Origin of the sequence: Kitasatospora sp. NPDC028055 (assembly GCF_040637885.1) — a bacterium.
Classification (GTDB): Bacteria; Actinomycetota; Actinomycetes; order Streptomycetales; family Streptomycetaceae; genus Kitasatospora.
In genome coordinates this window covers 72460-98183 of sequence record NZ_JBEZXE010000027.1, presented here as the reverse complement: position 1 = coordinate 98183, position 25724 = coordinate 72460, and the positions used below count along the sequence as shown (strand labels likewise).

The window sequence follows — 25724 nt, the reverse complement described above, 5'->3', positions numbered from 1 at the left end:
ACGCCCTGGGGCGGGTCAGACACGCCCTACTCCTCGCGGTCCGGCCGGCTCCGCCGGGCCACCGCGGCGACCGCGCCGGCCAGGCCGCCGACGCCGAGCACGATGAAGGTGACCGGGACGACGACGCGTCCGTTCACCGACCGGTCGTTGAGCGCCGCCACCAGGTAGAGCACGGCGATCACGGTGAACAGGGCGCCCGCGATCAACGAGAACAGGTCGAGCCGGTGCTTCCTCACTGCTGGACCACCTTGATGTCGCCGATGCCGATGCCGAGTTGGAGATCGATGCTGCCCTTGGACGGGCGGCCGTCCACCGGACCGAGCTGGTAGACGTGCCGTCCGGTGCCGTCGTTGCGGTCGCCGGGGACGGTCACGTTGCCCAGGCCGACCCGGGCCACCAGGTCCACCGTGACGTCCGCCGGCACGGTGACCACCAGTTCGCCGGCCCCGAGGTCGACCTTGGTGGCGACGGTGGCGCCGGCCGGGTCCAGCCGGGAGAGGTCCAGCCGGATGTTGCCGGCGCCGAGGTTGTAGCGGTCCTTGAGGTCCGCGGCCCTGGCGACCGTCCAGGTGCGGTCGCCGACGGCGTCCTGCACGGTGTGCGGCGAGTGGCCGGCGAAGGCCAGCGCCAGGGTGGTCAGCAGCCCCAGCACCGCGAGCTTGCGGGCCTTGCCGAACTTCGCGGCCAGCAGCAGGGTCAGACCGATCACCAGCAGCCCGGTGGCCAGCACCACGGTGCTCAGCTTGGTGACGTCGGTGTGGCCGACCGAGGCGGACCAGACCGCGGTGGCGGCGCCGATCGCCAGCAGGAAGCCGAAGAAGCCGAGCGGCGACCGCTCCTTGGGGTGCCGGACGACGGCCGGTTCGCGCCGCTCCGGGCGCTCCTTGCGCAGCGGGTCGCCCTCCGGGAGGTCGGCCCGCTGCCACCAGGCCGGGGCCGGGACGCCCGGCGGCGGCACCTTCGGGCCCGCGCCGGGCGGCGGGGTGCCGCCCTGGTCGGTGGCGCCGTACGGGTTGCGCTCGGGGTGGCGGGGGTCCCACAGGTAGCCGCTCGGGCCGGGGGCGGGGGAGTCGGCGGGGACGGTCCCGGCGGCCTGCGCGGCGGCGTGCCGGGCCCGGGCCTCGTCCGACGGCCAGCCGTAACCGCCGTCGTCGGGGAAGTGGCGGTCGTACGGGCCGCCGCGGCGGCGGCCGCGGCGCCGGAACCCGCCGCGGCGGCGCTCCGGGTCGTAGCGCACCGCCAGGAAGACCAGCCCGCCGAGCAGCAGCAGCGGGAACAGCTGGTCGCCGTCGCCCATCGAGGAGAAGAACACCCCGGTGCCGATCACGGTCAGCAGGACCGCGCCGATCGACTGGCCGTCGACCCGGCCGGTCAGCACCCGCTGGAGCTCGGTGCGCCCGCCGTGGCCCTTGCCCTCGCCGGCCTCGGTCGGGACGATCAGCCAGGCCAGGCCGTACAGGAAGAGTCCGAGGCCGCCGGAGAGGCAGAGCACCACGGTGACCACCCGGAACACCACCGGGTCGATGTCCAGGTGCCGCCCGAGGCCGCCGCAGACGCCGGCCACCACGCGGTGGTGCTCGGTCCTGGTGAGCGGCGGGCGCTCCGGTTCCGGCGGGGCGGTGGGCCCGGCCTCCTGGATGTGGTCCTCGGTCATGGGCACCATCCTTCCGGCAGCGGGTGGGCGGACCCAACCGGGTACGGCCCTGCCCGTACCCTGACTTGTCCCTGATAAGGCTGGGGGACACACCCTGATGCGCCCGGAGGCGCCCGCGTGGAACCATCGGTGACGTGGCAGCACCCGGTACCGATCCCCGCCCCCTCGCCTCCGACGCCGCGGCGTCGGCCGGCGCCGACCCGAACGCGCCCGCCGGCGGTCGGCCGCCCTACCGCCGGCTGTACCGCAGCCCGCAGGGGCGGATGCTGGGCGGCGTCGCGCACGGCCTGGCGGTGCACCTCGGGCTGCCGGTCCGCTGGGTCCGGCTGGCCTTCGTGCTGCTGTTCTTCGCGCAGGGGATCGGCGCGCTGCTGTACGCGGCGTTCTGGTTCGTGGTGCCGATCGGCATCGGCGAGCCCTCGCAGCGCGGCGGCACCCACTGGGTGAACGTCAACGGCGTCTACGTCCCGACCTCGCCCTGGCTGCGGCCGGGCACCCCGCTGACCAAGTCGGGCGGCGGCGGTTGGGTCGGCCGGCTGCGCGAACTGCTCCAGCACGCGCTCCAGGGCGAGCCGGTCGCCGGCACCGCCGTGGAGGGCGAGGGCGGGGCCGGCGCCCGGCCCGGTGGCCGGAACGGGCAGGGCGGCATCGGCCAGCTCGCCGCCCTGGTCATGGTCGTGATCGGCCTGATCGCGCTGCTGAACGTGCTCGGCTGGCAGACCGCCAAGCCGTACACCTGGCCGCTGCTGGCGATCGGCGTCGGCGTCGCGCTGGTCTGGCGGCAGGCCGACGACTCGCGCTGGCAGCGCTGGTTCGGCATCGAGGAGGGCGAGAAGCGCCGCAGCGCCTACACCCGGGTCGGCGCGGGCGTGCTGCTCGCGGTGGTCGGCACCATCGCGCTGCTCGCCATGCAGGGCAGCGGCTCCACCCTCGGCTCGGTGATCGAGGCCTCGCTCGCGGTGCTGGCCGGCGTGCTGGTGCTGCTCGGCCCGTACGGCCTGCGGCTGTGGCAGGACCTCGGCGCCGAGCGCACCGCCCGCATCCGGGCCCAGGAGCGCGCCGAGATCGCCGCGCACATCCACGACTCGGTGCTGCACACCCTCACCCTGATCCAGCGCCGGGCCGAGGACCCCAAGGAGGTGCTCCGGCTGGCCCGCAGCCAGGAGCGCGAGCTGCGGCTGTGGCTGTACCGCCCGGAGGCCGCCGCCGAGGCCGCGCCGGACACCATGGCGGAGTCCCTGCGCGCCGCCGTCGCCGAGGTCGAGGACCGGCACGGCGTCCCGGTCGAGCTGGTCATCGTCGGCGACTGCCCGATGGACGAGCGGATCGCGGCACAGATGCAGGCCGCGAGGGAGGCGACCGTCAACGCGGCCAAGTACGGTGGCGGGGGACCGGTCCAGGTCTACGCCGAGGTGGAGGGGAGGACGGTGTCGGTGTTCGTTCGCGACCACGGCCCCGGCTTCGACCCCGACACGGTGCCCGAGGACCGGATGGGCGTACGGGAGTCGATCATCGGCCGGATGAAGCGCAACGGCGGCACCGCGCGGGTGCGGCCGGCGGCGGGCGGCGGCACCGAGGTCGAGCTGGAGATGGAGAGAACGAATGACTGAGGCAGAGCCGGGGCGCACGGCCAGGGTCGTACTGGTGGACGACCACCGGATGTTCCGGACGGGGGTCAGGGCCGAGATCGGCCGCACCGACGTGACCGGGATCGACGTGGTGGGCGAGGCCGACGACGTGGACTCGGCGGTCCGGGTGGTCGCCGAGACCAGGCCGGACGTCGTACTGCTCGACGTCCACCTGCCCGGCGGCGGCGGCGTCGAGGTGCTGCGCCGCTCGGCCGGCGTGATGGGCGAGCAGGGGGGAGTGAAGTTCCTGGCGCTCTCCGTCTCGGACGCCGCCGAGGACGTCATCGGCGTGATCCGCGGCGGTGCCCGCGGCTACGTCACCAAGACCATCACCGGCACCGACCTGGTCGACGCGATCTTCCGGATCGCCGACGGCGACGCGGTCTTCTCGCCCCGGCTGGCCGGCTTCGTCCTGGACGCCTTCGCCGCCACCGACACCCCGCCGGTGGACGAGGACCTGGACCGGCTCACCCAGCGTGAGCGCGAGGTGCTGCGGCTGATCGCCCGCGGCTACGCCTACAAGGAGATCGCCAAGCAGCTCTTCATCTCGGTGAAGACCGTCGAGAGCCACGTCTCCGCCGTGCTGCGCAAGCTCCAGCTCAGCAACCGCCACGAGCTGACCCGCTGGGCCACCGCCCGCCGCCTGGTCTGAGCCCCGCGTCGTCGAGCCCGTCCGGCCGGATTCCCTCGGCCGGGCGGGCTTGTCGGTGGGTGGCCATAGACTCGGAGTGCCATGAGTAGCCTCTTTGACGACCTCCCGCTCCCCGGTTTCGAGGCACCCGCCGCCGGGTCGAAGCAGCCCGCCGTGCCCGTCGCCGCCGACGAGGAGCCCCCGCCGTACGAGGACCAAGTCCCGTACGACGCGTACGAGGAGGCGATCCCGGACGGGCTCTTCCACACCGACCACGCCGCCGAGGCCGAGCGGGACGCCTGGTACCGCAACGGCGCCGCGCGGACGGTGGTCGACCCGGCGCAGCTGCTGGAGGGGATGAACGACCCCCAGCGCGAGGCCGTGCTGCACGCCGGCTCGCCGCTGCTGATCGTGGCCGGCGCCGGCTCCGGCAAGACCCGGGTGCTGACCCACCGGATCGCCCACCTGCTGGGCGCCCGCGGGGTGCAGCCGGGCGAGATCCTGGCGATCACCTTCACCAACAAGGCCGCGGGCGAGATGCGCGAGCGCGTCGAGGCGCTGGTCGGCCCGCGCGCCCGGGCGATGTGGGTGTCCACCTTCCACAGCGCCTGCGTGCGGATCCTGCGCCGCGAGTCCAAGGTGCTGGGCTTCACCTCCAGCTTCTCGATCTACGACTCGGCCGACTCCCAGCGGCTGATGTCGCTGGTCTGCCGCGACCTCGACCTGGACCCGAAGCAGTTCCCGCCGAAGTCCTTCACGGCGAAGGTCAGCAACCTCAAGAACGAGCTGATCGACGAGGAGACCTTCGCCGACCAGGCCGCCAACCCGATGGAGAAGAAGCTCGCCGAGGCGTACGCGCTCTACCAGCGGCGGCTGCGCGAGGCCAACGCGCTCGACTTCGACGACATCATCATGACGACGGTGAACCTGCTGCAGGCCTTCCCGGACGTCGCCGAGCACTACCGCCGCCGGTTCCGGCACATCCTGGTCGACGAGTACCAGGACACCAACCACGCCCAGTACATGCTGGTCCGCGAGCTGAGCGGGGGCTCCGTCGCGGCCGCGCCCAAGCGCACCGTGGACGGCGAGTTCGTGAACCCGGCCGCCGCGCACCTCGCCGAGGTGCCGCCCGCCGAGCTGTGCGTGGTCGGTGACGCGGACCAGTCGATCTACGCCTTCCGCGGCGCGACCATCCGCAACATCCTCCAGTTCGAGGAGGACTACCCGAACGCGACCACGATCCTGCTGGAGCAGAACTACCGCTCCACCCAGACCATCCTGAGCGCCGCCAACGCCGTCATCGAGCGCAACGCCAACCGGCGCGAGAAGAAGCTCTGGACGGCCGGGGACCACGGCGAGAAGGTGGTCGGCTACGTCGCGGACGACGAGCACGGCGAGGCCCAGTTCATCGCCGACGAGATCGACCGGCTCACCGACAAGGGCGAGGCCAAGCCCGGCGACGTCGCGATCTTCTACCGCACCAACGCCCAGTCCCGGGTGTTCGAGGAGGTGTTCATCCGGGTCGGCCTGCCGTACAAGGTGGTCGGCGGGGTGCGCTTCTACGAGCGCAAGGAGGTCCGGGACGTCCTGGCCTACCTGCGGGTGCTCTCCAACCCGGAGGACACCGTGCCGCTGCGCCGGATCCTCAACGTGCCCAAGCGCGGCATCGGCGAGCGGGCCGAGGCGATGATCGACGCGCTGGCCGCCCGGGAGCGGATCTCCTTCGCCCAGGCGCTGGTGCGGGTCGACGAGGCGTACGGGATGGCCGCGCGCTCGGCCAACGCCGTCAAGAAGTTCAACGTCCTGATGGCCGGGCTGCGCCAGGTCGTCGAGTCGGGCGCGGGCCCGGCGGCGGTGCTGGAGGCCGTCCTGGAGGAGACCGGCTACCTGGCCGAGCTCCAGGCCTCCACCGACCCGCAGGACGAGACCCGGGTGGAGAACCTCCAGGAGCTCGCGTCGGTGGCGCTGGAGTACGAGCAGGACCCGGGCGAGCGGCCGGACGCCGGGGAGGACGGCGCGCCGCCGGTCGGCTCGCTGGCCGACTTCCTGGAGCGGGTCGCGCTGGTGGCCGACTCCGACCAGATCCCGGACGAGGACGAGGAGGGGCAGGGCGTCATCACGATGATGACCCTGCACACCGCCAAGGGCCTGGAGTTCCCGGTCGTCTTCCTGACCGGCATGGAGGACGGGATCTTCCCGCACATGCGGGCGCTCAACCAGGTCAAGGAGCTGGAGGAGGAGCGCCGGCTCGCGTACGTCGGCCTCACCCGGGCCCGCGAGCGGCTCTACCTGACCCGCTCGGTGCTGCGCAGCGCCTGGGGGCAGCCGGCCTACAACCCGGCCTCGCGGTTCCTGGAGGAGATCCCGGAGGCACTGGTCGAGTGGAAGCGGACGGGGGCGGCGCAGGCGCCGGTCCAGCGCGGCTTCTCCTCGGGCTCGTCCTGGGGCAAGTCCTCGTCCGGGGGCGGGAGTTCGCGGTCCTCGTCGTCCGGTTCGGCCGCGCCGAAGGCGGGTTGGGGGCAGTCGGTGCGGCGCGGCGGCAAGGTCGTGGAGCGCGAGGTCGCCTCGCTCGCGGTCGGCGACCGGGTCAGCCACGACACCTTCGGGCTGGGCACCGTGGTCGGCGTGGCGGGCGCCGGCGACAACGCGCAGGCCGAGGTGGACTTCGGCTCGGGCGGCCGCAAGCGGCTGGTGCTGCGCTACGCGCCGGTCGAGAAGCTGTAGGGCCGTCCTCGGCGCGCCCGGCGTTCCGGGTTCGGCGTCTTTGGCGCGGCCTGGGTGAGGCCTGGGCGCTACCTCGGGTCCAGGCCGTTCGAGAGGAACCAGGGCAGCGGGTCGATCGGCCCGCTGTCCTTCGGCCTGATCTCGAAGTGCAGGTGCGGCCCGGTGCTGTTGCCGCTGCTGCCGACGAAGGCGATCACGTCGCCCTGCTTCACCGGCCCCTTGCGGACCTTGTAGCTGCGCAGGTGGCAGTACCAGGCCTCGGTGCCGTCCGGCATCTTCAACATCGACATGTAGCCGTAGAACGGGTTCCACTGCGTCCGGACCGTCCCGTCGGTGACGGCGTACGCCTCGGAGCCGCCGTCCACCGGGAAGTCGATGCCGGTGTGCCGCCTGGCCCAGTGCTCGCCGGAGGCGCCGAACAGCTCGCCCAGGCCGTGCCGGGCGACCGGCATGACCACCTTGGGTTTGACCGGTTCGGGGGTCGGCTGGGCGGTCGGGGTGGCGGTGGGCGTGCCGTCGCCGGGCTGGGCGCCGGTCAGCGGCTGGCGGGCGTCGCCGCGCGAGGTCTGGGTCTGGTCGGTGTGGACGAGCGCCTGCGGTGCGGCCTGCGGTGTGGCCGGGCCGGTGGTGGCGTCGGCCGCCGAGGCCTGTGCCGGCACCCGGTCGGCCCGCTCCTGGACCACCGCCGCGCCCGCCGCCCCGGCGACCCCGAGCGCGGCCACCGAGGGCACCGCGACCCGGAACAGCGCGGCCCGGGTGGCCGCCCTGGCGGCGCCGCGGCGCTGTACGCGGGACTGCTGGCGGGCGGCGAGGCGCAGCTCCGCACGGGTGGGGCGGGCGGCTGCTTCGGGAGCCATCGGGGGCTGCCTCCTCGGTGGGCCTCGGTCACGTCGTCGGGCGAGGTAAACAGGCGTGACTGTAGTCCCACGTCGACACCCCGGAAAAACCGCCGGTTGTCAAGGGGGCGCACGGGGGTCCGCGCGGTGTCCGGGGGGACCGTCGACGGGCGTACCCGCTGGTAGCAAGGCCCGGCGCTGTGACTTTGCCCTCCTCTTGGGAGGTGGCTCGGCCAACCGGGGCGGGTGGCGCTAATCTCCCCTCAGGTTGGTTGGTTATCGAGCGTTAACCGCGTCAACCGCACCGAGGGCCCACGAAGCCCGGTCGGATGATGGACGACGAGGTCCAGGAGGCAGTGATGAGTGTGTCGGGGCCGATCCGTGTGGTGGTCGCCAAGCCGGGGCTCGACGGTCACGACCGTGGCGCCAAGGTCATCGCGCGCGCCCTGCGCGACGCCGGTATGGAGGTCATCTACACCGGGCTGCACCAGACCCCCGAGCAGGTGGTCGACACCGCGATCCAGGAGGACGCGGACGGCATCGGGCTGTCGATCCTCTCCGGCGCCCACATGACCCTGTGCGCCAAGGTGCTGCAGCTGTTGAAGGAGCGCGACGCCGAGGACATCAAGGTCTTCTGCGGCGGGATCATCCCGGACGAGGACATCGCCGAGCTCAAGGCGATGGGCGTCGCCGACATCTTCACCCCGGGTACGCCCACCCGGGACGTGGTCGCCTGGGTCGAGGCCAACCTGCGGACCGCCGGCTGAGCTTCGCCGGTTGGGCCTTGTCGGCTGGGCTCCGCCGTGCGCCGAGCGGGCCGGTCCGTTCTGGACCGGCCCGCTCGGGCGTTCCCGGGGCGTGCTCCGGTACGGCCGCGCTGCCCGCCCGGCCGTACCCGCCCACCCGCCGTACCGGCTGCCCGGCCCGACGGTGCGTCAACCGGCGTGAACCGTCAGCTCGTCGAGCATCGCCGCTCGGAAGCGCAGGGTCCCGGCCAGCCGGGCGAAGGTCTCCGACCAGGCGGAGTCGGGCGAGGCCCCGGCGGCCAGCTCCTCCACCGCGGCGGCCGTCCCGGGAGCGAGCGCGCGCTCCGTCATCCCGAGCACCCCGCTGTGGCTCCACGGGTACGCGCCGGAGGCGGCGGCCCGGGCCAGCGCCGTCACCACGGCGGTGGACAGCGGCGGCGTCCACGGGGTGGCGCAGGCCCCGAGCAGCTGGAAGGCCTCGGCCAGGCCGTGCACCTCGATGAAGGCGGCCGTCCAGGCGGCCCGTTCCTCGGGCGGGAGCACGGCCAGCAGCTTCGCCGGGGCGCCGGTCACCCGCGCGCCCCGGGCCCGCCCGGCGCCCCGGGCCGGCGGGGCGGGGGCCGGGCCGAGCAGGGCCCGGGCCCAGTCGGCGTCGTGCTGGCGCACGGCGGCGCGCGCCCAGGCCTCCCGCAGGTCGTCGGCCCAGCTGCTGCTGGTCTCGTCCACGCTGTCGCCGACCCGCAGCCCGAGCAGCTGCTCGGGCGTCAGGCCGGTGTCGGCCGACCAGACCGACAGCGGCGCGGCGGCCACCACCTCGCCGAACCACCAGGCCCGTTCGCCGCGCCCGGTGGGCGACTTGGGGGCGATGCCGTCGCGCTGCATCCGCTCGTCGCACTCGGCGGGCGGGGTGACCAGCAGGTGGGTGCCGCTGTCGGCGAGCCGGACGGCGGCCCGGGCCCGCTCGGCCATCCGCCGGGCGAGCGCCGAGTCGGGCAGGGTGGAGAGCAGTTCGGCGGCGGTGGCGCGGACGTTCTTGCTGCGGTCGCCCAGGGCGGCCTCCAGGAAGGGCTCGTCGGCGGGGGAGAGGCCGTCCTGGAGGGCGTCAAGGAAGAGCAGCCGGTCCTCGGCGCGCTCGGTGGGCCAGGTGCTGCGCAGCAGCTCCAGCCCGGCGGCCGGGTCGCGGCGGCGCAGCATGGTCAGATGGGTGACCCGCTCGGCGAACAGGCCTTCGTGCCACAGCCGGTGGTCGTCCGGGCCGGCCGGGGTGTCCGGGTCGTCCGGGTCGTTCGGCCCCCGGGTCGGGCCGGCGGCGGTGGTGCGCAGCACGAACCGCCAGTCCGGGTTCTGCGCGGCCAGCCAGCGGCCCAGCGGACCGGCCAGCGCCACGGCGTCGGAGCGCAGTTCGCTGCGCGCCCGGGCGGCGTCGAGCAGCCCGGGTATCAGCGCGGCGGGCGGCCGCAGGCCCTCGGCCCGGGCGGTGGCGAGCCACTGCGGCAGCAGCTCGGCGAGGTTGGCCAGAGTGCCGCCGCCGGTGCCGCCGGTGCGCCCGCCGAGCAGGACGGCCAGCCGGCGGGCGGCGGCCTCGGGCAGTTCGGGTCGGGGGTCCTCGGGAGCGGGCGGCCCGGGCGGCTCGGTGGCCGGTACCGGCAGGGCGCCGGCCCGGCGGCGGACGGTGGCCAGCGCGGCCAGCTCCAGCAGGGCGGTCGCCGGGTCGGAGGGGTCCACGGCGTCGGCGAGCGGCAGGGCGGTGGGCGGGAGCGGGCGCCGGTCGGTGCCGAGCAGGGCGCTGGTCCGCAGCGGCTCCCACGGGTCCGGGGTGAGGGTCATCGTCGGTTCTCCTGAGACGTCGGGTTCTCCTTGGGCTCTGGGCCCGGCCTGATCCACAGGACACGCCCCTAGGCGGAGGTGAGGCCGACCGGGCGGTGCTCGGCGCTCCAGGCGGTGACCGGGGCGAAACCCTGGTGGCCGTACTCGCCGAAGACCGTCAGCGGGCGGCCGGTGGAGACCGCGGCCAGCCGCCACAGCGCGGCCTCGGGGACGGCCGAGGGGCGGACCGGGACGGTGTGGTGGCCGTCCGTCAGGTGCCAGCCGTCCGGGGCGCGGACCGGGACGACCCCGGCGAGCACGGTCGGCCAGCTGTCCAGCCACGGGTCGTCGGCCACCGCCGTGCCGTACCCGGCGACCGCCTCGGCGACGGTGAGCCCGGCGGGCGCCTCGGCCGGGCCGGGCCCGGGGACGCCGTAGCGGGTGCCGAGCACCGCGCGCAGCGGGCGGGCGCCGGGGTGGTAGGCGAGTTCGGCCTCCAGCAGGTGGCCGGTGGGCAGGGCGAGGTCGGGGGCCTGGCCGGGGCGGCCGAAGGCGAGCAGCAGGGCGGGGCGGCCGGTCTTGGCGCCGCGCAGCCAGATCCGGCGGGTGGTGAGCCGCTCGTCGGTCCCCCCTTCCATCGGCGCGGTGCGGCTGCCGAGCACCAGCCAGCGGTCCCGTACGGTCGGGCCGGCGAGCACCTCGGCGGTGTCCTGGGTGTAGCCGACCCGGGCGCGGACGGTGGCGGCCAGGTCGGCCGGCAGTTCGTCGAGCCGGGTGGCGGCGGTGGCCAGCAGGTGCAGCATCGCGTACTCCTCCAGCAGCCGGTCCTCCGGCAGGGTGTCCAACTCCCGTACCCGGGTGGCGAGTCCGGAGGCCTGGGCATCGACCATCCGGGCCGCGACCTCCTCCCAGGGGCCGGCCGTGGAGTGGTCGGCCAGGCCGTGCCGGATCCGGTCGGCCAGCCGCAGCCGAAGTTCGGCCGCGCCGGCCGCGACCCGGGCGCCGCGCCGCTCGGCCCGGCGGCGGGCGGCCTCCTGGTCGGCCGGGGCGCTCGCGCGCTTCTCGGCCCGTTCCTGCCGGGCCCCGAGCCATTCGGCCGCCCAGTCGGCGGGCTCGCCGGCCGGGACGGCCTCGGGGGTGCCGCTCCACAACAGGAGGAGTCCGAGCGCGTGCTTGCACGGGAACTTCCGGCTGGGGCAGCTGCACCGGTAGGCGGGCGTGGCGAGTTCGATCACGGTGCGGTACGGCGTACGGCCGCTGCCCCGGCACTCGCCCCAGAGGACGGCGCCGTCGGTGCCCGTGCCGGACCAGGGCGCGGGCGCGGACAGCCGGCCCGCCGCCTTCCGCGACGCGGCGTCAGGGGCCAGCGACAGGACGTGTTCGGTGCTCCAGCGTTCCTCCATGCGACCGACGGTAGGCGGGGGCACTGACAGCGGCTGACTGTCCGTCCGGTCCCCGTCCGGCGGTTGTCCGGCGCCCGTCCGGCGGTTGTCAGTGCCGCGTTGCAAGGTGGTTCCCACAGGCCGGGACGCCGACCTGGCTCCCCCCGTTCACCCCACCACCGGGGCACCCGCGTACCCGGCGGCCGACCTCAAGGAGCCCCCATGACCGACGTTCTGCGGCAGCACGCCGAGGACGCGTTCGCCGGTGAACTGGCCGCGCTGGCCGCGCAGGACGACCGTCCGCGCCCCGAGCGCTGGAAGCTCTCGCCGTGGGCCGTGGCGACGTACCTGCTCGGCGGCGAGCTGCCGGACGGCACCCGGATCACCCCCAAGTACATCGGCCCGCGCCGGATCGTCGAGGTCGCCGTCACCACCCTGGCGACGGACCGCGCGCTGCTGCTGCTCGGCGTGCCCGGCACCGCGAAGACCTGGGTGTCCGAGCACCTGGCCGCCGCGATCAGCGACGACTCCACGCTGCTGGTGCAGGGCACCGCGGGCACCCCCGAGGAGGCCGTCCGGTACGGCTGGAACTACGCCCGGCTGCTCGCCCACGGCCCCAGCCGGGACGCCCTGGTGCCCTCGCCGCTGATGCGGGCGATGGCGGACGGCAAGCTCGCCCGGATCGAGGAGCTCACCCGCATCCCGGCCGACGTGCAGGACAGCCTGATCACCGTCCTGTCCGAGAAGACCCTGCCGGTACCGGAGTTGGGCGGCGAGACGCAGGCCGTGCGCGGCTTCAACGTGATCGCCACCGCCAACGACCGGGACCGCGGCGTCAACGAGCTGTCCAGCGCGCTGCGCCGCCGCTTCAACACCGTGGTGCTGCCCCTGCCCGGCTCGCTGGACGAGGAGGTCGACATCGTCACCCGCCGGGTCAACCAGCTCGGCCGCTCCCTCGACCTGCCCGAACTGCCCGGCGGCGCCGAGGAGATCAGGCGCGTGGTGACGGTCTTCCGGGAGCTGCGGGCCGGGCTCACCGTGGACGGCCGGACGAAGGTCAAGAGCCCGAGCGGCACCCTCTCCACCGCCGAGGCGATCTCGGTGCTGACCAACGGCCTCGCTCTGGCCACCCACTTCGGCGACGGCGTGCTGCGCGCCGGGGACGTGACGGCCGGCATCCTCGGCGCGGTCGTCCGCGACCCGGTGGCGGACCGGGCGGTGTGGCGCGAGTACGTCGAAGGGGTGGTGCGCGAGCGCGACGGCTGGAAGGACTTCTACCGCGCGGCCCGCGAGGTGACGGCGTGACCTCGGAGGTCGCCCTGCTGGGTATCCGGCACCACGGCCCCGGCTCGGCCCGGGCGGTGGCGGCCGCGCTGGCGCAGTGGCGGCCGGACGCGGTGCTGATCGAGGGCCCGGCGGAGGCCGACGCCGTCGTGCACCTGGCGGCCGGGAAGGACCTGGTGCCGCCGGTGGCCCTGCTCGCCCACGCGGTGGACGACCCGTCCCGGGCCGCGTTCTGGCCGTACGCCGAGTTCTCCCCGGAGTGGGTGGCGGTCCGGCACGCGGTGGACCACGACCTGCCGGTCCACTTCATCGACCTGCCCGCCGGGTACGCCTTCGCGCCGGCCGCGGGGGAGCAGGCCTTGGACCGGGCCGACGACCAAGCCGGGGAGGCGGCCGAGGAGCGGCCCGCGGACCCGCTGGCGCTGCTCGCCGAGGCCGCCGGCCACGACGACCCGGAGCGCTGGTGGGAGGACGTGGTCGAGCACCGCGCCCCCGGCACGGACGCGCTGGCACCGTTCGCCGCCGTCGCCGAGGCGATGGCCGCGCTGCGCGCCGAGGGCCTCGGCGAGTCCCGCCGGGACGAGCTGCGCGAGGCCCACATGCGCCAGCGGATCCGGGCCGCCCGGCGGGCCGGGCACCGCCGGATCGCCGTGGTCTGCGGCGCCTTCCACGTGCCCGCGCTGGCGGCCATGCCCACCGTGGCGCACGACCGGGCGCTGCTCGCCGGGCTGCCGAAGAAGGTGCGGGCCGACATCACCTGGATCCCGTGGACGCACCGCAGGCTCTCCCAGGCCGCCGGCTACGGCGCGGGCGTCCAGTCGCCCGGCTGGTACCACCACCTGTTCAGCACCGAGGGGGACCCGGTGCCGCGCTGGCTCACCCGGGCCGCCGAGCTGCTGCGCGCCGAGGACCACCCGGTCTCCTCCGCCCACGTGATCGAGGCGGTCCGGCTCGCCGAGACCCTCGCGGCGCTGCGCGGCCGCCCGCTCGCCGGGCTGACCGAGACCCTGGACGCCGTCCGCGCGGTGCTCTGCGAGGGTTCGGACGTCGCCCTGGAACTCGTCCGGGACCGCCTGGTGGTCGGTGACGCGCTCGGCGAGGTGCCCGAGGGCGCGCCGGTGGTGCCGCTGCAGCGCGACCTGACCCGGCTGCAGCGCTCGCTGCGGCTCAGGCCGGAGGCCGCGCCCCGGGACCTCGACCTGGACCTGCGCAAGGACACCGACGCGGCCCGCTCCCGGCTGCTGCACCGGCTGCGGCTGCTGGGCGTCGAGTGGGGCGTGCCGGCCCGGTCCTCGGTCAACTCCACCGGCACCTTCCGGGAGAGCTGGCGGCTGTGCTGGCAGCCGGAGTTCGCGGTCCGGATCGCCGAGGCCGCCCAGTGGGGCACCACGGTGGAGGAGGCCGCCGTCGGCAAGGCGGTCGGCACCGCCCGGGCCGCCGTCGAACTCGCCGAGCTGACCGGCCTGGTGGAGACCTGCCTGCTGGCCGGGCTGTCCGGTGCGCTGCCCGCGGTGATGCGGGTGCTGGCGGACTGCGCGGCCCTGGACACCGACGTCGCGCACCTGGCGGGCGCGCTGCCCGCGCTGGTCCGGGCGCTGCGCTACGGCGACGTGCGCGGCACCGACCACGGTGCGCTGGCCGGGGCCGCGGCCGGGCTGGCCGAGCGGGTCTGCGTCGGGCTGCCACCCGCCTGTGTCGGTCTGGACGCGGACGGCGCGGCGGCGATGCGGGCCCGGATCGACGAGGTGCACGGCGCGATCGCCCTGCTCGGACCGGACGCGGCCGCGCAGCAGGTTGGTGAGGCCGGTGAGGCCGGGGACACCGGTGAAGCCGGTGAGGCCGCGGGCACCGAGGGCCTGCCCGACCGCTGGGCCGCCGCCCTGCGCTCGCTGGCCCGCCGCGAGCCCGTCGGCCCCCCGGCCACCGGCGTCCCCGGCCTACTGCGCGGCCGCGCCGTCCGGCTGCTGCTGGACGACGGCCGGCTGGACTCCGAGGAGGTCGGCCGACGGCTCCGGCTGGTGCTGTCGACGGCCAACGCCCCGGCCGACGCGGCCGGTTGGGTCGAGGGCTTCCTCACCGGCGGCGGCGCCCTGCTGCTGCACGACCCCCGGCTGCTCGCCCTGCTGGACGAGTGGCTCGGCGGGGTCGGCGCCGAGGTGTTCACCGATGTCCTGCCACTGCTGCGGCGCACCTTCGCCGGGCTGGAGGCGGGCGTGCGCACCACCATCGGCGGCCGGGTCGCGGCCGGTCCGCTGGACGCCGCCCCGGCGGCGCCCGAGTCGGCCCGGGCGCTCGACCCGGACCGCGCCGACGCGGCCCTCCCGGTGCTGGCCGTACTGCTCGGCGTCCGCCCGCGGATCCCCCGCCAGCGCACCGGCCGCAACACCTGACCCCGGCCGCCACCCCCGACCCGCCCGCCGTACCGAGGAGGACCCGATGGCAGCGACCCCGACCGACGAACGGCTGCGCCGCTGGCGCCTGGTGCTCGGCGGCGAGGCCGACGGCACCGGCTGCACCCTGCGCGGCCGGGACGCCGCGATGGACGGCGCCCTCGCCGCGCTCTACCGGGGCGCGCCGCAGGAGGGCGGCAGGGCGCCCCGGGGCGGCCGCCGCAGCGCCGGGCTGGGCGGTTCGGCCCCGCAGGTCGCCCGCTGGCTGGGCGACATCCGGGAGTACTTCCCGTCCACCGTCGTCCAGCTGATGCAGCAGGACGCGATCACCCGGCTCGGCCTGGACCGGCTGCTGCTGGAGCCGGAGATGCTGGCGGCCGTCGAGCCGGACGTGCACCTGGTCGGCACCCTGCTGTCGCTCAAGCACGCGCTGCCCGAGACCACCCGGGAGTCCGCCCGGGCCGTGGTCGGCAAGGTGGTCGCCGAGCTGGAGCGCCGACTGGCCGACCGGACCAGGGCCACCCTGGGCGGCGCCCTGGACCGCAGCGCCCGGGTGAACCGGCCGCGCCACCGGGACATCGACTGGGACCGGACGATCCGGGCCAACCTCGGGAACTACCTGCCCGAGTACGGCACCGTGGTGCCCGAGCGGCTGGTCGGGTACGCCCGTGCCCGGCGGGCGGTGCGGAAGGACGTCATCCTCTGCGTCGACCAGTCCGGCTCGATGGCGCCGTCCGTCGTCCACGCCGCGGTGTTCGGCGCGGTGCTCGCCTCGATGCGCAGCCTGGACACCCGGCTGGTCGTCTTCGACACCTCGGTGGTCGACCTCACCGAGCAGCTGACCGACCCGGTGGACGTCCTGTTCGCCACCCGGCTGGGCGGCGGCACCGACATCAACCGGGCGCTCGCCTACTGCCAGTCGAGGATCACCCGGCCGTCGGAGACGGTCGTGGTGCTGGTCAGCGACCTGTACGAGGGCGGCATCCGGGACGGCATGCTGCGGCGGGTCGCCGCGATGAAGGCGGCGGGCGTCCAGTTCGTCGCGCTGCTCGCGCTCTCCGACGAGGGCGCCCCCGCGTACGACCACGCCCACGCCGCCGCCCTGGCCGCGCTCGGCGCCCCGGCCTTCGCCTGCACCCCGGACGCCTTCCCCGAGATCATGGCGGCGGCGATCGAGAAGCGACCGATCGTGAGCCCCGGCCGTGAGCCCTGACCGTGAGCCCTGACCGGGAGCTGACACCGGGAGCCAAGGCCGGGAGCCAGGACCGGGAGCCAGGACCGGGGCCGCGACGACTTCACTCGAACGTGTGAATCGCTCGATCGGTGGACCGCGGGTGCCGCCGACGGCCGTGGGCCGATCTGTGACGGTTCTCACCCATGACGGACAGGCCCCGGGCAGAACAGTCCCGTCCCACGGGGATAACCTGCCAGACGGACGTGACGCGCGTGTTGATTGACGTGTGCGCCCGTGGCTGTGTGGGCCGCAAGGCCGTACCTCTGCGTACCCGCACCGCTTCGACGACCCGCAGCGAAGATCCTGCCGTGGCACGCTCGTAGAGACACAATCCGCGACCACGAACAAGGACAAACACGTGGACCTGTTCGAGTACCAGGCGAGGGACCTCTTCGCCAAGCACGGTGTGCCCGTGCTTGACGGCGATGTCATCGAGACCGCCGCAGACGCTGCCGCCATCGCGGAGCGCTTCGGCGGCCGCGCCGTCGTCAAGGCTCAGGTGAAGGTGGGTGGCCGAGGCAAGGCCGGTGGCGTGAAGCTCGCCGCCGACCCGGCGGACGCCGTCGCCAAGGCCGAGCAGATCCTCGGCATGGACATCAAGGGCCACACCGTTCACAAGGTGATGCTGGCCCAGACCGCGGACATCAAGGACGAGTACTACGTCTCGTTCCTGCTGGACCGCACCAACCGCACCTTCCTGGCCATGGCCAGCGTCGAGGGCGGCGTGGAGATCGAGGTCGTCGCCGAGCAGAACCCCGACGCGCTCGCCAAGATCCCGGTCGACGCCAACGAGGGCTGCACCCCGGAGAAGGCCGCCGAGATCGTCGCCGCGGCGAAGTTCCCGGCCGAGGTCGCCGACCAGGTCGCCGAGGTCCTGCAGAAGCTGTGGACCGTCTTCATCAAGGAGGACGCCCTCCTCGTCGAGGTCAACCCGCTGATCAAGTCCGGTGAGGGCAAGATCATCGCGCTCGACGGCAAGGTCTCCCTGGACGAGAACGCCGAGTTCCGTCAGCCCGAGCACGAGGCGCTCGAGGACAAGGCCGCGGCCAACCCGCTCGAGGCGGCCGCCAAGGCCAAGGGCCTGAACTACGTCAAGCTCGACGGCCAGGTCGGCATCATCGGCAACGGCGCGGGCCTCGTCATGAGCACCCTCGACGTGGTCGCCTACGCCGGTGAGAAGCACGGCGGCGTCAAGCCCGCCAACTTCCTGGACATCGGCGGCGGCGCCTCCGCCGAGGTCATGGCGAACGGCCTGGAGATCATCCTGGGCGACCCCGACGTCAAGTCGGTCTTCGTCAACGTCTTCGGCGGCATCACCGCCTGTGACGCGGTCGCCAACGGCATCGTGCAGGCCCTCGCGCTCCTGGAGAGCAAGGGCGAGAACGTCACCAAGCCGCTGGTCGTCCGCCTGGACGGCAACAACGCGGAGCTGGGTCGCAAGATCCTCGACGACGCCAACCACCCGCTGGTCCAGCGCGTGGACACCATGGACGGCGCCGCTGACCGCGCCGCCGAGCTGGCCAACAAGTAAGGAAGGGACTCAACACCATGGCTATCTTCCTTACCAAGGACAGCAAGGTCATCGTCCAGGGCATGACCGGCGCCGAGGGCATGAAGCACACCCGCCGCATGCTCGCCTCCGGCACCCAGATCGTCGGCGGTGTCAACCCGCGCAAGGCCGGCACCACGGTCGACGTCGACGGCACCGAGATCCCGGTCTTCGGCTCCGTCGCCGAGGCCATGAAGGAGACCGGCGCCGACGTCTCCGTGCTCTTCGTGCCGCCGGCCTTCACCAAGGCCGCCGTCATCGAGGCCATCGACGCCGAGATCGGCCTGGCCGTCGTGATCACCGAGGGCGTTCCGGTGCACGACACCGCCGCCTTCTGGGCGTACGCCGGTTCGAAGGGCAACAAGACCCGGATCATCGGCCCGAACTGCCCCGGCCTGATCAGCCCCGGACAGTCGAACGCCGGCATCATCCCGGCCGACATCACCACCTCCGGCAAGATCGGCCTGGTCTCGAAGTCGGGCACCCTGACCTACCAGCTCATGTACGAGCTGCGCGACATCGGCTTCTCCTCGGCCGTGGGCATCGGCGGTGACCCGGTCATCGGGACCACCCACATCGACGCCCTCAAGGCCTTCCAGGAGGACCCGGAGACCGAGATCATCGTCATGATCGGTGAGATCGGTGGCGACGCCGAGGAGCGTGCCGCGGCCTACATCGCCGAGCACGTCACCAAGCCGGTCGTCGGCTACGTCGCGGGCTTCACCGCCCCCGAGGGCAAGACCATGGGCCACGCCGGCGCCATCGTCTCGGGCTCCTCGGGCACCGCCCAGGCGAAGAAGGAGGCCCTCGAGGCCGCCGGTGTCAAGGTCGGCAAGACGCCGTCCGAGACCGCCCGCCTGGCCCGCGAGATCATCGCCGCCAAGGGCTGACCCCGGTCACCCGTGCGTCGAGCGCCCCCGCCCTCTCGTAGGGCGGGGGCGCTCGCCGTTCCGGGGCCGGCGCGCAGGCTCGCCCGCGCGCCGGAGCCTCAGCGCACCGGGGTGCCGGCGCGTCAGTGCGCCGGGCCGGTGGCGCAGGGCAGCGGCGACCAGCTCGGGCAGACCGCCGGGTCCTGCTGCGGCGGCGGGGCCACGCCGTGGGCCGCGGCCGGCAGCTCCCAGCGCGCGACCGCCTGGGCCTGCGGCTCCGCCACCACCGCCGCCAGCCCCGGCGTCGGACTGCACCACAGGCTGGTGATGCCGTTCGGTGCCCCGCCCGGCAGCAGCGGCACGCCCGGTGCCTCCACCTCCGCCGTCGGGGCCGGCACGCAGAGCGCGGGGACCGGCTGCTCCGGCCGGTGGAACAGCGCCGCCGGACGCAGCCCGGAAAGCGTCGCCACCGTCGCTCCGCCCACGGCCATCGTCAGCAGGACCGCCGCGCCCGTCCGGGCGGCCGTGCTCAGCCGGTGCTGGGCCCGCAGCACCGGTACCGGCGCCCGGTGCGGCTCCGGGCAGCCCCGCACCGCCGCCCGGTGCAGCAGCCCGCTCAGCCCGTCCGCGAACCCCGGCGCCGCCGGGTCCGGCCCCACCAGCTCCGGCACCCACTGCGCCAGCGCCGCCCGCGCCGCCCACACCCGCCCCTCGGCGGCCGCCTGGGTCGACTCCACCTCCACCGCGACCGCCGCCGCCGGCAGCCCCAGCCCGTCGTGCAGCACCAGGGCCCGCCGCTGCGGCCGGGACAGCCGCCGCAGGGCCTTCAACAGCGCCTTGTCCCGGTCGGTCAGCCGGTCGTGGTCCGGCAGCACCGACTGGGCCTCGTCGGCCGGGCGGACCCTGATCCGACGGTGCGGCAGCGTCCACGCGTGCACCCGCCGGGGGCCGCCGCGCCGCCACGGCGACAGCGCCAGCTCGCAGGCCCGCACCCGCACCCAGCCCTCCGGATCGCCCGATCCGACCACCCCGCCCCAGTCCTGCCGGGCCTCCCCGAACGCCCGCCGCACGCAGTGCACCGCGCGGTGGCGGCAGGCGGTCAGCAGGAACACCTGCTGCACCAGCCGGGTGTGCGCGGCCTCGTACAGCTCCTCGAAGCTCTCCGTGAGGTCCCGTCCGTGGCCCGCCTCGGTGAGCGCCGCGCTGATCCGTTCACGGGAGTCGGCGGCGTCGCGCCCGCCGGGGGCGGAAGCGGAAGCGGAAACGGAAGCGGGAGCGGGCCGAGCGGCCGCGGGCGCCGGGGGAGCGGCCGGTTCGGGGGCACCGGCCGGGGCGGCGGCCGCGGCGGTGGTGCCCGGCTTCCGTCCGGCTCCCTGCGGGCCGCGCGTGCCGTCCGGGGGACGACGGCGCCGGGCCTCGGGCTTGCCCGGGGCGGGGCCGGACCGGGCGGACGGGCCCGGGTGCCGGCCCTGCTGCTGGGGCTGCTGCTGGCCGGTCTGCTGGCCGGGGCCGGAGGCCGCCGGGGTGCCGGGCTCGCCGTGCGCCGTCGACCGGCCGGGGCCGGGGCCGGTGCCGACGCCGGTGGAGCGGTGGTGGCGGTCGCTGTCGGTGCCGGGTTTCCCGCCGGTCGGGGTGGTCTTGGTCATGCCGCTGCGTTCTCCCGGGGCAGTGGGGGCCACTCGCGTGCGGTCGGTGCCGGTGGGGGCGGCCGGGGGGCGCCGACCCGGGCCGGTCGGAGGTGCGGTCCTGAGCAGGGCGATCGCGGCGGCTTCGGTGGGACAGCCGAGCTTGCGCATGGCCCGGTGCAGATAACTACGGGCGGTCGCGGTGGTGACGCCGAGTGCGGCGGCGGTGTGATCGAGGCCGTGTCCGGCGGCCAGGTGGGTGAGGGCCTGGACCTCACGGGGGGTCAGCTTCCGCAGTGGATCGGTGGCGCGGGTGGGTGGCGTGGTCATCAGACGCTCCGGGCCGGGGCGACGGCGGCTTGGGGGCAGGGTCTGAAAAGGCGCATAAGACAATAATCTGGGACACGGCGGCGGTTTGCCGGTTCACGGAGCATGGCGAGTCGCCTTGGCACCATGAGGCGCATGACGCAGCTGATGGGCCGTCCGCTCCTGGAAGTGCCCGGCGAATTGGGCGGACGCCCGGCGCTGGCCGACCTGTTGGCGGGGGTGCGGACGGCGCTGGTCGGTCTCGCGGTGGTCGGGGTGCCGGTCCTCGGGCTCTGGGTGGCGACGCCGTACGCGGACTCCGACGCGGCCGGTGCCACCCGGTTGGCGGGTGCGCTCTGGCTGCTCGGGCACGGCGCGCCGGTCCTGCGCGGCGGCGCGGACGCCCCGCTGACGGTCACTCCGCTGCTGCTCGGGGCCCTGGCCGTGGTGCGGCTGTACCGGGCGGGGGCCGGGGTGGCGGCGCGGCGCGGGCTGCGCTCGCGCTGGGGCGGCCCGCTGGCGCTCTGGGCGGGGTACTGCGCGGTGGCGGTCGTGGTGGCGCTGCACAGCGCGGGCGCCGGACTGTTCCGCAGCCGGGTGCTGCCGGACCTCCTGGTGGTGGGCCTGGTGGCCGGACTGGCGACGGCGGCGGGCGTACGGTCCGGCGAGGCCGCCGGGACGCCGGGGGCCGGTGGCGCGGGGCGGATCGACGCCGAGGCGCTGTTCGACCGGCTCCCGCCGGGCTGGCGGCCGACCGGGGGCGCGCCCGTGGTGTGCCGGGCGGCGGGTGCGGCCGCGGCGGGGCTGCTCGCGGCGGGCGGGCTGCTGGTGGCGGTGGCGGCGGTGCTGGACGCGGTGGCCGGGGGCGGGCGCGGGATGGCGCTGCTCGGCGGCGGGCCCGCCGCGCTGGTCGGGCTGGTGCTGGTCACCGTGGCGCTGCTGCCGAACGCGGTGCTGTGGGGCGCCGCGTACGCGCTGGGCCCGGGCTTCGAGGTCGGCGCCGGGTCGCTGGTGTCGCCGGGCGGGGCGGAACTCGGCCCGGTGCCGGAGTTCCCGCTGTTCGCCCTGCTGCCCCAGGAGGGCCCGGGCGGCTGGCGGTTGGCCGCGCTGCTGCTCCCGCTGCTGGCGGGGCTGGTGCCGGCGCTCCTGCTGGGCCGGGCGGCGGCGGGCCGGCGCTCCCCGTCGGGCGGGGACGGGCCGTGGCCGCCCGCGGCGACGGCGACGGCGGCCCTGGCGGCCGCGCTGCTGCTCGGCGCCGGGGCGACGCTGCTGGGCTGGCTGTCCGGCGGGGCGCTGGCGGCCGAGCGGATGGCCCGGCTGGGACCGGTGCCGTGGTGGACGGGCCTGGCGGCGGCGGGCTGGCTCGCCCTGGTGGCGGTGCCGGGCGCCCTGCTGGTGCGGCACCGGATGCTCGGCCCCGCGTCGGTCGAGGACCCGGCCGAGGCGCTGGACGACGACCCGGCCGAGGATCCGGCCGGGGACCGGGCCCGGGAGCGGGCCTGGGCCCCGGCGTCCGTCGTGGGCGCCTACGCCCGGCTCGCGACCCGGACGCGCCGGAGCGCACTGCGGCTGCGCGCCGGTACCCACGCCCTCGTGCGGCGGCTGTCCGCCCGGCGCCCCGCCGACTGACCCCGGTCGGGCGGGCCGCTAGGCGTTCCCGTTACCGGGCGTTCCCGCTACTCGGCGTTCCCGCTGAAGTCCACGTACCACTGCGGTGCGTACCGGTCGCAGTTCTCGGCGCCGACGTTGGTGAGGGAGTCCCGCACGCAGGTCACGTAGTCCCGGTAGTGGATGCTGAGCCCGATCACCGAGGTGGCGACCACGACGGTCATCGCGCCGGTGAGGATCCCGGCGAGCGCGGCCGGGGTGAGCGGGTTCGGCGCCGGGGCACCGACGGGGCCGGCCTGGCCGTACGCCCCGGTCTGGCCGTACGGGCCGGCCTGGCCGTACGCCCCGGCCGGTGCCGCCGCGGGAGCCGGGGTGGACCCGGCCCGCCCGGCCCGCCCGGCCCGGAGCGCGCCGATGCCCCAGACGATGCCGAGCACGCCGACCAGCAGCGCGATCCAGTGGAAGCCGGTGAACAGGCAGACCAGGGCGAACGGTCCGGCCAGCGCGGCGTTGCGCGCCTTGCGGTGGGCCGGGTTCGTCAGGTCGAGCCGGGGCGGCTGCGGACCCTGGGGGCGACGGCCGGGCCCGCCGTCGCCGGGGCCCGGTCCCCACTGCTGCGGGTGCGGCGGGCGGTCGCCGCCGGGACCTCCGCCAGGCTGGCCGCCGGGCCGGCCGCCGTCGCCTTCCGGCCCCTGGCCGGGCCAGGGGCTGCGCGGCCGCCACGGCTGGTCCGGGGCGTCCGCGGGCGGCGGCGCGAAGGGGTTGCGCTCGTCGGTGTCGTCGCCGCTGCTCATGGGTTCAGCCGTTCCTTCTCGGTCGGGGCTCGTGCGGAGGGTCGCGCGCGGGGGCGGTCCCCTCCGCCCCAATGATCCCGCAAGCGTTCGAGGGCCCGTCGGGGGCCTGCCCGTACCGGGGCCGGTCGCCCGCAACTCCGGTACGGAGGGCCCGAGGAGATCCCCGTCTCAACTACGCGCGTAGCGCCGGAGGGAGGGTGCAGGGGCCCTCCGACCAGCCGTTATCGTGGTGACGGTCAGCAGCTCCCACGGGTTCCCCGGGTCCCGCGTCGCGGCGGGTTCTCCTGGTGTCCCCCTTCGCTCGACCTGCCGTTCGTAGTGGCCCCACCGCCGGTGGACGTACCAGCGGGCGGCGCCCGACCTACGGAGAATCGCGCAGTGGCCGCCGCCCCCGCCCAGCTCTTCCCGCCCCGTACGCCCGGACCGGCCCGCCTGGTGGTGCTGGTCTCCGGCTCCGGCACCAACCTCCAGGCCCTGATCGACGCCGCCGCCGACCCGGCGTACGGCGCCGTGATCGTGGCCGTGGGCGCGGACCGGGACGGGATTGCGGGCCTGGAGCGCGCCGAGCGGGCGGGCCTGCCGACCTTCGTCCACCGGGTGAAGGACTTCGCGGACCGGGGCGACTGGGACCGCGCGCTGACCGCCTCCGTCGCCGCCCACCAGCCCGACCTGGTGGTCACGGCCGGCTTCATGAAGATCCTCGGCCCCGAGTTCATCGCGGCCTTCGCGGGGCGGATCGTCAACACCCACCCCGCACTGCTGCCGTCCTTCCCCGGTGCCCACGGCGTCACCGACGCGCTCGCGTACGGGGTGAGGGTCACCGGCTGCACCGTCCACCTGGTCGACGCCGGAGTGGATACCGGGCCGATCATCGCGCAGGGCGTCGTCGAGGTGCTCGACGCCGACCACGCCGATGGCGGCGACGCGCTGCACGAGCGCATCAAGACTGTCGAGCGCAAGCTGCTCGTCGACGTCGTGGGCCGGCTGGCCCGCGAAGGTCACCGCATCGAGGACCGAAAGGTATGGATCCCGGCATGAGCGCCAGCTCCACCACGCCCCCCGTTTCGGAGAACATCCGTCCGATCCGTCGTGCGCTGATCAGCGTGTACGACAAGACCGGTCTGGAGGAGCTGGCCCAGGGCCTGCACGCCGCCGGGGTCGCCATCGTCTCCACCGGCTCCACCGCCGGCCGGATCGCCGCCGCCGGCGTCCCGGTGACCGAGGTCTCCGAGCTGACCGGCTTCCCGGAGTGCCTGGACGGGCGCGTGAAGACGCTGCACCCCCGCGTGCACGCCGGCGTGCTCGCCGACCTGCGCCTGGAGTCGCACCGCGCGCAGCTGGCCGAGCTCGGTGTCGAGCCCTTCGACCTGGTCGTGGTGAACCTCTACCCGTTCAAGGCCACCGTCGCCTCGGGCGCCACCCCGGACGAGTGCGTCGAGCAGATCGACATCGGCGGCCCGAGCATGGTGCGCGCCGCCGCCAAGAACCACCCGTCGGTGGCCGTCGTGGTCGACCCGGCCCGCTACGCCGACGTGCTGACCGCCGTCCGCGAGGGCGGCTTCGACCTGGCCACCCGCAAGCGCCTGGCCGGTGCCGCGTTCGCCCACACCGCCGCCTACGACGTGGCCGTCGCCTCCTGGTTCGAGGCCGGCTACGCCCCCAGCGACGCGCGGTTCCCCGAGTTCCTGGGCGCCACCTGGGAGCGGCAGAACGTGCTGCGCTACGGCGAGAACCCGCACCAGGGCGCCGCGCTGTACAGCGACGGCACCGGCGGCCTGGCCGGCGCCCAGCAGCTGCACGGCAAGGAGATGTCGTACAACAACTACGTCGACACCGACGCCGCCCGCCGCGCCGCGTACGACCACGCCGAGCCGGCCGTCGCGATCATCAAGCACGCCAACCCGTGCGGCATCGCGACCGGTGCCGACGTCGTCGAGGCGCACCGCAAGGCGCACGAGTGCGACCCGGTCTCCGCGTACGGCGGCGTGATCGCGGTCAACCGCCCGGTCACCGTCGAGCTGGCCGAGCAGATCGCCCCGATCTTCACCGAGGTCGTGGTGGCCCCCGGCTACGAGGACGGCGCGGTCGAGGTGCTGGCCCGGAAGAAGAACCTGCGGGTGCTGGTCGCTCCCGAGGCCCCGGCCAACCGCCAGGAGGTCCGCCCGATCTCCGGCGGCGTGCTGCTCCAGGACGCCGACCGGGTGCAGGCCGAGGGCGACGACCCGGCGAACTGGACGCTGGCCACCGGCGAGGCGCTGTCCGCGGCCGAGCTGGCCGAGCTGGCCTTCGCCTGGCGGGCCTGCCGGGCCGTCAAGTCCAACGCGATCCTGCTGGCCAAGGACGGTGCCTCGGTCGGCGTCGGCATGGGCCAGGTCAACCGGGTCGACTCCTGCAAGCTCGCGGTCGAGCGGGCCGGCGAGCGGGCCAAGGGCTCGTACGCCGCCTCGGACGCCTTCTTCCCGTTCCCGGACGGCCCGGAGATCCTGATCGCCGCCGGCGTGAAGGCGATCGTCCAGCCGGGCGGTTCGATCCGTGACGAGCAGGTCATCGAGGCGGCCGAGAAGGCCGGCGTGACGATGTACTTCACCGGCGCCCGCCACTTCTTCCACTGAGTGGCACGAAGCGGCCCGGCCCCCTCGGAGGAGGGGGCCGGGCCGC

General features: G+C 75.3%; 19 protein-coding genes. 12 read left to right on the top strand and 7 right to left on the bottom strand.

What is annotated here, in order from left to right:
- Nucleotides 1–26: 26 nt before the first annotated feature.
- Nucleotides 27–236 (bottom strand): hypothetical protein, encoded by a 210-nt coding sequence (locus tag AB0F71_RS24815; protein WP_360238147.1) that lies wholly within the window; start codon nucleotides 234–236, stop codon nucleotides 27–29.
- Nucleotides 233–1654 (bottom strand): PspC domain-containing protein, encoded by a 1422-nt coding sequence (locus AB0F71_RS24810; protein ID WP_360238145.1) that lies wholly within the window; start codon nucleotides 1652–1654, stop codon nucleotides 233–235. Before AB0F71_RS24810 ends, AB0F71_RS24815 begins: the two co-directional genes overlap by 4 nt.
- A gap of 239 nt (nucleotides 1655–1893) precedes the next feature.
- Here AB0F71_RS24810 and AB0F71_RS24805 point away from each other — a divergent pair, with 239 nt between their 5' ends.
- From AB0F71_RS24805 to pcrA, 3 genes are all read left to right on the top strand, one after another.
- Nucleotides 1894–3264: a PspC domain-containing protein gene (locus AB0F71_RS24805; RefSeq protein ID WP_360238177.1), complete on the top strand. Its 1371-nt coding sequence runs from the start codon at nucleotides 1894–1896 to the stop codon at nucleotides 3262–3264.
- On the top strand, nucleotides 3257–3934 hold the full coding sequence (locus tag AB0F71_RS24800; protein ID WP_360238143.1) for a response regulator transcription factor: 678 nt from the start codon (nucleotides 3257–3259) through the stop codon (nucleotides 3932–3934). Before AB0F71_RS24805 ends, AB0F71_RS24800 begins: the two co-directional genes overlap by 8 nt.
- A gap of 81 nt (nucleotides 3935–4015) precedes the next feature.
- The gene (gene pcrA / locus AB0F71_RS24795) at nucleotides 4016–6637 is read left to right on the top strand and encodes a DNA helicase PcrA (RefSeq protein WP_360238141.1); all 2622 of its coding nucleotides are present in this window, start codon (nucleotides 4016–4018) and stop codon (nucleotides 6635–6637) included.
- A 68-nt stretch (nucleotides 6638–6705) separates the two neighbouring features.
- Here the strand turns inward: pcrA and AB0F71_RS24790 are convergent, their stop codons facing one another.
- Complete coding sequence (locus AB0F71_RS24790; RefSeq protein ID WP_360238139.1) at nucleotides 6706–7494, bottom strand: peptidoglycan DD-metalloendopeptidase family protein; 789 nt, start codon at nucleotides 7492–7494, stop codon at nucleotides 6706–6708.
- A gap of 338 nt (nucleotides 7495–7832) precedes the next feature.
- Here AB0F71_RS24790 and AB0F71_RS24785 point away from each other — a divergent pair, with 338 nt between their 5' ends.
- Nucleotides 7833–8240, top strand: a complete 408-nt coding sequence (locus AB0F71_RS24785; RefSeq protein ID WP_360238137.1) for a cobalamin B12-binding domain-containing protein — start codon at nucleotides 7833–7835, stop codon at nucleotides 8238–8240.
- 168 nt (nucleotides 8241–8408) lie between these two features.
- Here the strand turns inward: AB0F71_RS24785 and AB0F71_RS24780 are convergent, their stop codons facing one another.
- Together AB0F71_RS24780 and AB0F71_RS24775 are read right to left on the bottom strand one after the other, a co-directional pair.
- Complete coding sequence (locus AB0F71_RS24780) at nucleotides 8409–10046, bottom strand: DUF5691 domain-containing protein (RefSeq protein WP_360238135.1); 1638 nt, start codon at nucleotides 10044–10046, stop codon at nucleotides 8409–8411.
- Nucleotides 10047–10114: 68 nt separating this feature from the next.
- Entirely contained in the window at nucleotides 10115–11428 is a 1314-nt protein-coding gene (locus AB0F71_RS24775) for an SWIM zinc finger family protein (RefSeq protein WP_360238133.1), read from the bottom strand.
- A 201-nt stretch (nucleotides 11429–11629) separates the two neighbouring features.
- Here AB0F71_RS24775 and AB0F71_RS24770 point away from each other — a divergent pair, with 201 nt between their 5' ends.
- The 5 genes from AB0F71_RS24770 to sucD all read left to right on the top strand — a co-directional run bounded on the left by AB0F71_RS24770 (nucleotide 11630) and on the right by sucD (nucleotide 18754).
- Nucleotides 11630–12712 carry an AAA family ATPase gene (locus tag AB0F71_RS24770; RefSeq protein WP_360238131.1) on the top strand — a complete coding sequence of 361 codons (1083 nt, stop codon included), beginning with the start codon at nucleotides 11630–11632 and terminating at the stop codon, nucleotides 12710–12712.
- Nucleotides 12709–15081, top strand: coding sequence for a DUF5682 family protein (locus tag AB0F71_RS24765; RefSeq protein WP_360238129.1), 2373 nt, complete (start codon nucleotides 12709–12711; stop codon nucleotides 15079–15081). Before AB0F71_RS24770 ends, AB0F71_RS24765 begins: the two co-directional genes overlap by 4 nt.
- A gap of 46 nt (nucleotides 15082–15127) precedes the next feature.
- Nucleotides 15128–16294 carry a VWA domain-containing protein gene (locus tag AB0F71_RS24760; RefSeq protein ID WP_360238127.1) on the top strand — a complete coding sequence of 389 codons (1167 nt, stop codon included), beginning with the start codon at nucleotides 15128–15130 and terminating at the stop codon, nucleotides 16292–16294.
- Between the two features lie 379 nt (nucleotides 16295–16673).
- Nucleotides 16674–17846, top strand: coding sequence for an ADP-forming succinate--CoA ligase subunit beta (gene sucC, locus AB0F71_RS24755; RefSeq protein WP_360238125.1), 1173 nt, complete (start codon nucleotides 16674–16676; stop codon nucleotides 17844–17846).
- A gap of 17 nt (nucleotides 17847–17863) precedes the next feature.
- A complete protein-coding gene (gene sucD / locus AB0F71_RS24750) occupies nucleotides 17864–18754 on the top strand; it encodes a succinate--CoA ligase subunit alpha (protein ID WP_360238123.1) in 891 nt (296 codons plus the stop codon).
- Nucleotides 18755–18876: 122 nt separating this feature from the next.
- Here sucD and AB0F71_RS24745 read toward each other — a convergent pair whose 3' ends face one another.
- Nucleotides 18877–20688 carry a LuxR C-terminal-related transcriptional regulator gene (locus AB0F71_RS24745; RefSeq protein ID WP_360238121.1) on the bottom strand — a complete coding sequence of 604 codons (1812 nt, stop codon included), beginning with the start codon at nucleotides 20686–20688 and terminating at the stop codon, nucleotides 18877–18879.
- A gap of 132 nt (nucleotides 20689–20820) precedes the next feature.
- Here AB0F71_RS24745 and AB0F71_RS24740 point away from each other — a divergent pair, with 132 nt between their 5' ends.
- Nucleotides 20821–22293, top strand: coding sequence for a DUF6350 family protein (locus AB0F71_RS24740; RefSeq protein ID WP_360238119.1), 1473 nt, complete (start codon nucleotides 20821–20823; stop codon nucleotides 22291–22293).
- 47 nt (nucleotides 22294–22340) lie between these two features.
- On the opposite strand, the gene AB0F71_RS24735 is transcribed toward AB0F71_RS24740, so the two are convergent.
- The gene (locus AB0F71_RS24735) at nucleotides 22341–23066 is read right to left on the bottom strand and encodes a hypothetical protein (RefSeq protein ID WP_360238117.1); all 726 of its coding nucleotides are present in this window, start codon (nucleotides 23064–23066) and stop codon (nucleotides 22341–22343) included.
- A 378-nt stretch (nucleotides 23067–23444) separates the two neighbouring features.
- Between AB0F71_RS24735 and purN the strand changes: the two genes are divergently transcribed.
- Both purN and purH read left to right on the top strand, forming a co-directional pair.
- Nucleotides 23445–24104, top strand: a complete 660-nt coding sequence (gene purN / locus AB0F71_RS24730) for a phosphoribosylglycinamide formyltransferase (RefSeq protein ID WP_360238115.1) — start codon at nucleotides 23445–23447, stop codon at nucleotides 24102–24104.
- Nucleotides 24101–25678, top strand: coding sequence for a bifunctional phosphoribosylaminoimidazolecarboxamide formyltransferase/IMP cyclohydrolase (purH, locus tag AB0F71_RS24725; protein WP_360238113.1), 1578 nt, complete (start codon nucleotides 24101–24103; stop codon nucleotides 25676–25678). The genes purN and purH overlap by 4 nt, the downstream gene beginning before the upstream one ends.
- The last annotated feature ends 46 nt before the right edge of the window (nucleotides 25679–25724 follow it).

What these genes read in the sequence shown, in the direction of transcription:
- AB0F71_RS24810 (WP_360238145.1), bottom strand. Translation starts at nt 1,654, where the DNA reads ATGACCGAGGACCACATCCAGGAGGCCGGGCCCACCGCCCCGCCGGAA.
- AB0F71_RS24800 (WP_360238143.1), top strand. Translation starts at nt 3,257, where the DNA reads ATGACTGAGGCAGAGCCGGGGCGCACGGCCAGGGTCGTACTGGTGGAC.
- pcrA (WP_360238141.1), top strand. Translation starts at nt 4,016, where the DNA reads ATGAGTAGCCTCTTTGACGACCTCCCGCTCCCCGGTTTCGAGGCACCC.
- AB0F71_RS24790 (WP_360238139.1), bottom strand. Translation starts at nt 7,494, where the DNA reads ATGGCTCCCGAAGCAGCCGCCCGCCCCACCCGTGCGGAGCTGCGCCTC.
- AB0F71_RS24785 (WP_360238137.1), top strand. Translation starts at nt 7,833, where the DNA reads ATGAGTGTGTCGGGGCCGATCCGTGTGGTGGTCGCCAAGCCGGGGCTC.
- AB0F71_RS24780 (WP_360238135.1), bottom strand. Translation starts at nt 10,046, where the DNA reads ATGACCCTCACCCCGGACCCGTGGGAGCCGCTGCGGACCAGCGCCCTG.
- AB0F71_RS24775 (WP_360238133.1), bottom strand. Translation starts at nt 11,428, where the DNA reads ATGGAGGAACGCTGGAGCACCGAACACGTCCTGTCGCTGGCCCCTGAC.
- AB0F71_RS24770 (WP_360238131.1), top strand. Translation starts at nt 11,630, where the DNA reads ATGACCGACGTTCTGCGGCAGCACGCCGAGGACGCGTTCGCCGGTGAA.
- AB0F71_RS24760 (WP_360238127.1), top strand. Translation starts at nt 15,128, where the DNA reads ATGGCAGCGACCCCGACCGACGAACGGCTGCGCCGCTGGCGCCTGGTG.
- sucD (WP_360238123.1), top strand. Translation starts at nt 17,864, where the DNA reads ATGGCTATCTTCCTTACCAAGGACAGCAAGGTCATCGTCCAGGGCATG.
- AB0F71_RS24745 (WP_360238121.1), bottom strand. Translation starts at nt 20,688, where the DNA reads ATGACCACGCCACCCACCCGCGCCACCGATCCACTGCGGAAGCTGACC.
- AB0F71_RS24740 (WP_360238119.1), top strand. Translation starts at nt 20,821, where the DNA reads ATGACGCAGCTGATGGGCCGTCCGCTCCTGGAAGTGCCCGGCGAATTG.
- AB0F71_RS24735 (WP_360238117.1), bottom strand. Translation starts at nt 23,066, where the DNA reads ATGAGCAGCGGCGACGACACCGACGAGCGCAACCCCTTCGCGCCGCCG.
- purH (WP_360238113.1), top strand. Translation starts at nt 24,101, where the DNA reads ATGAGCGCCAGCTCCACCACGCCCCCCGTTTCGGAGAACATCCGTCCG.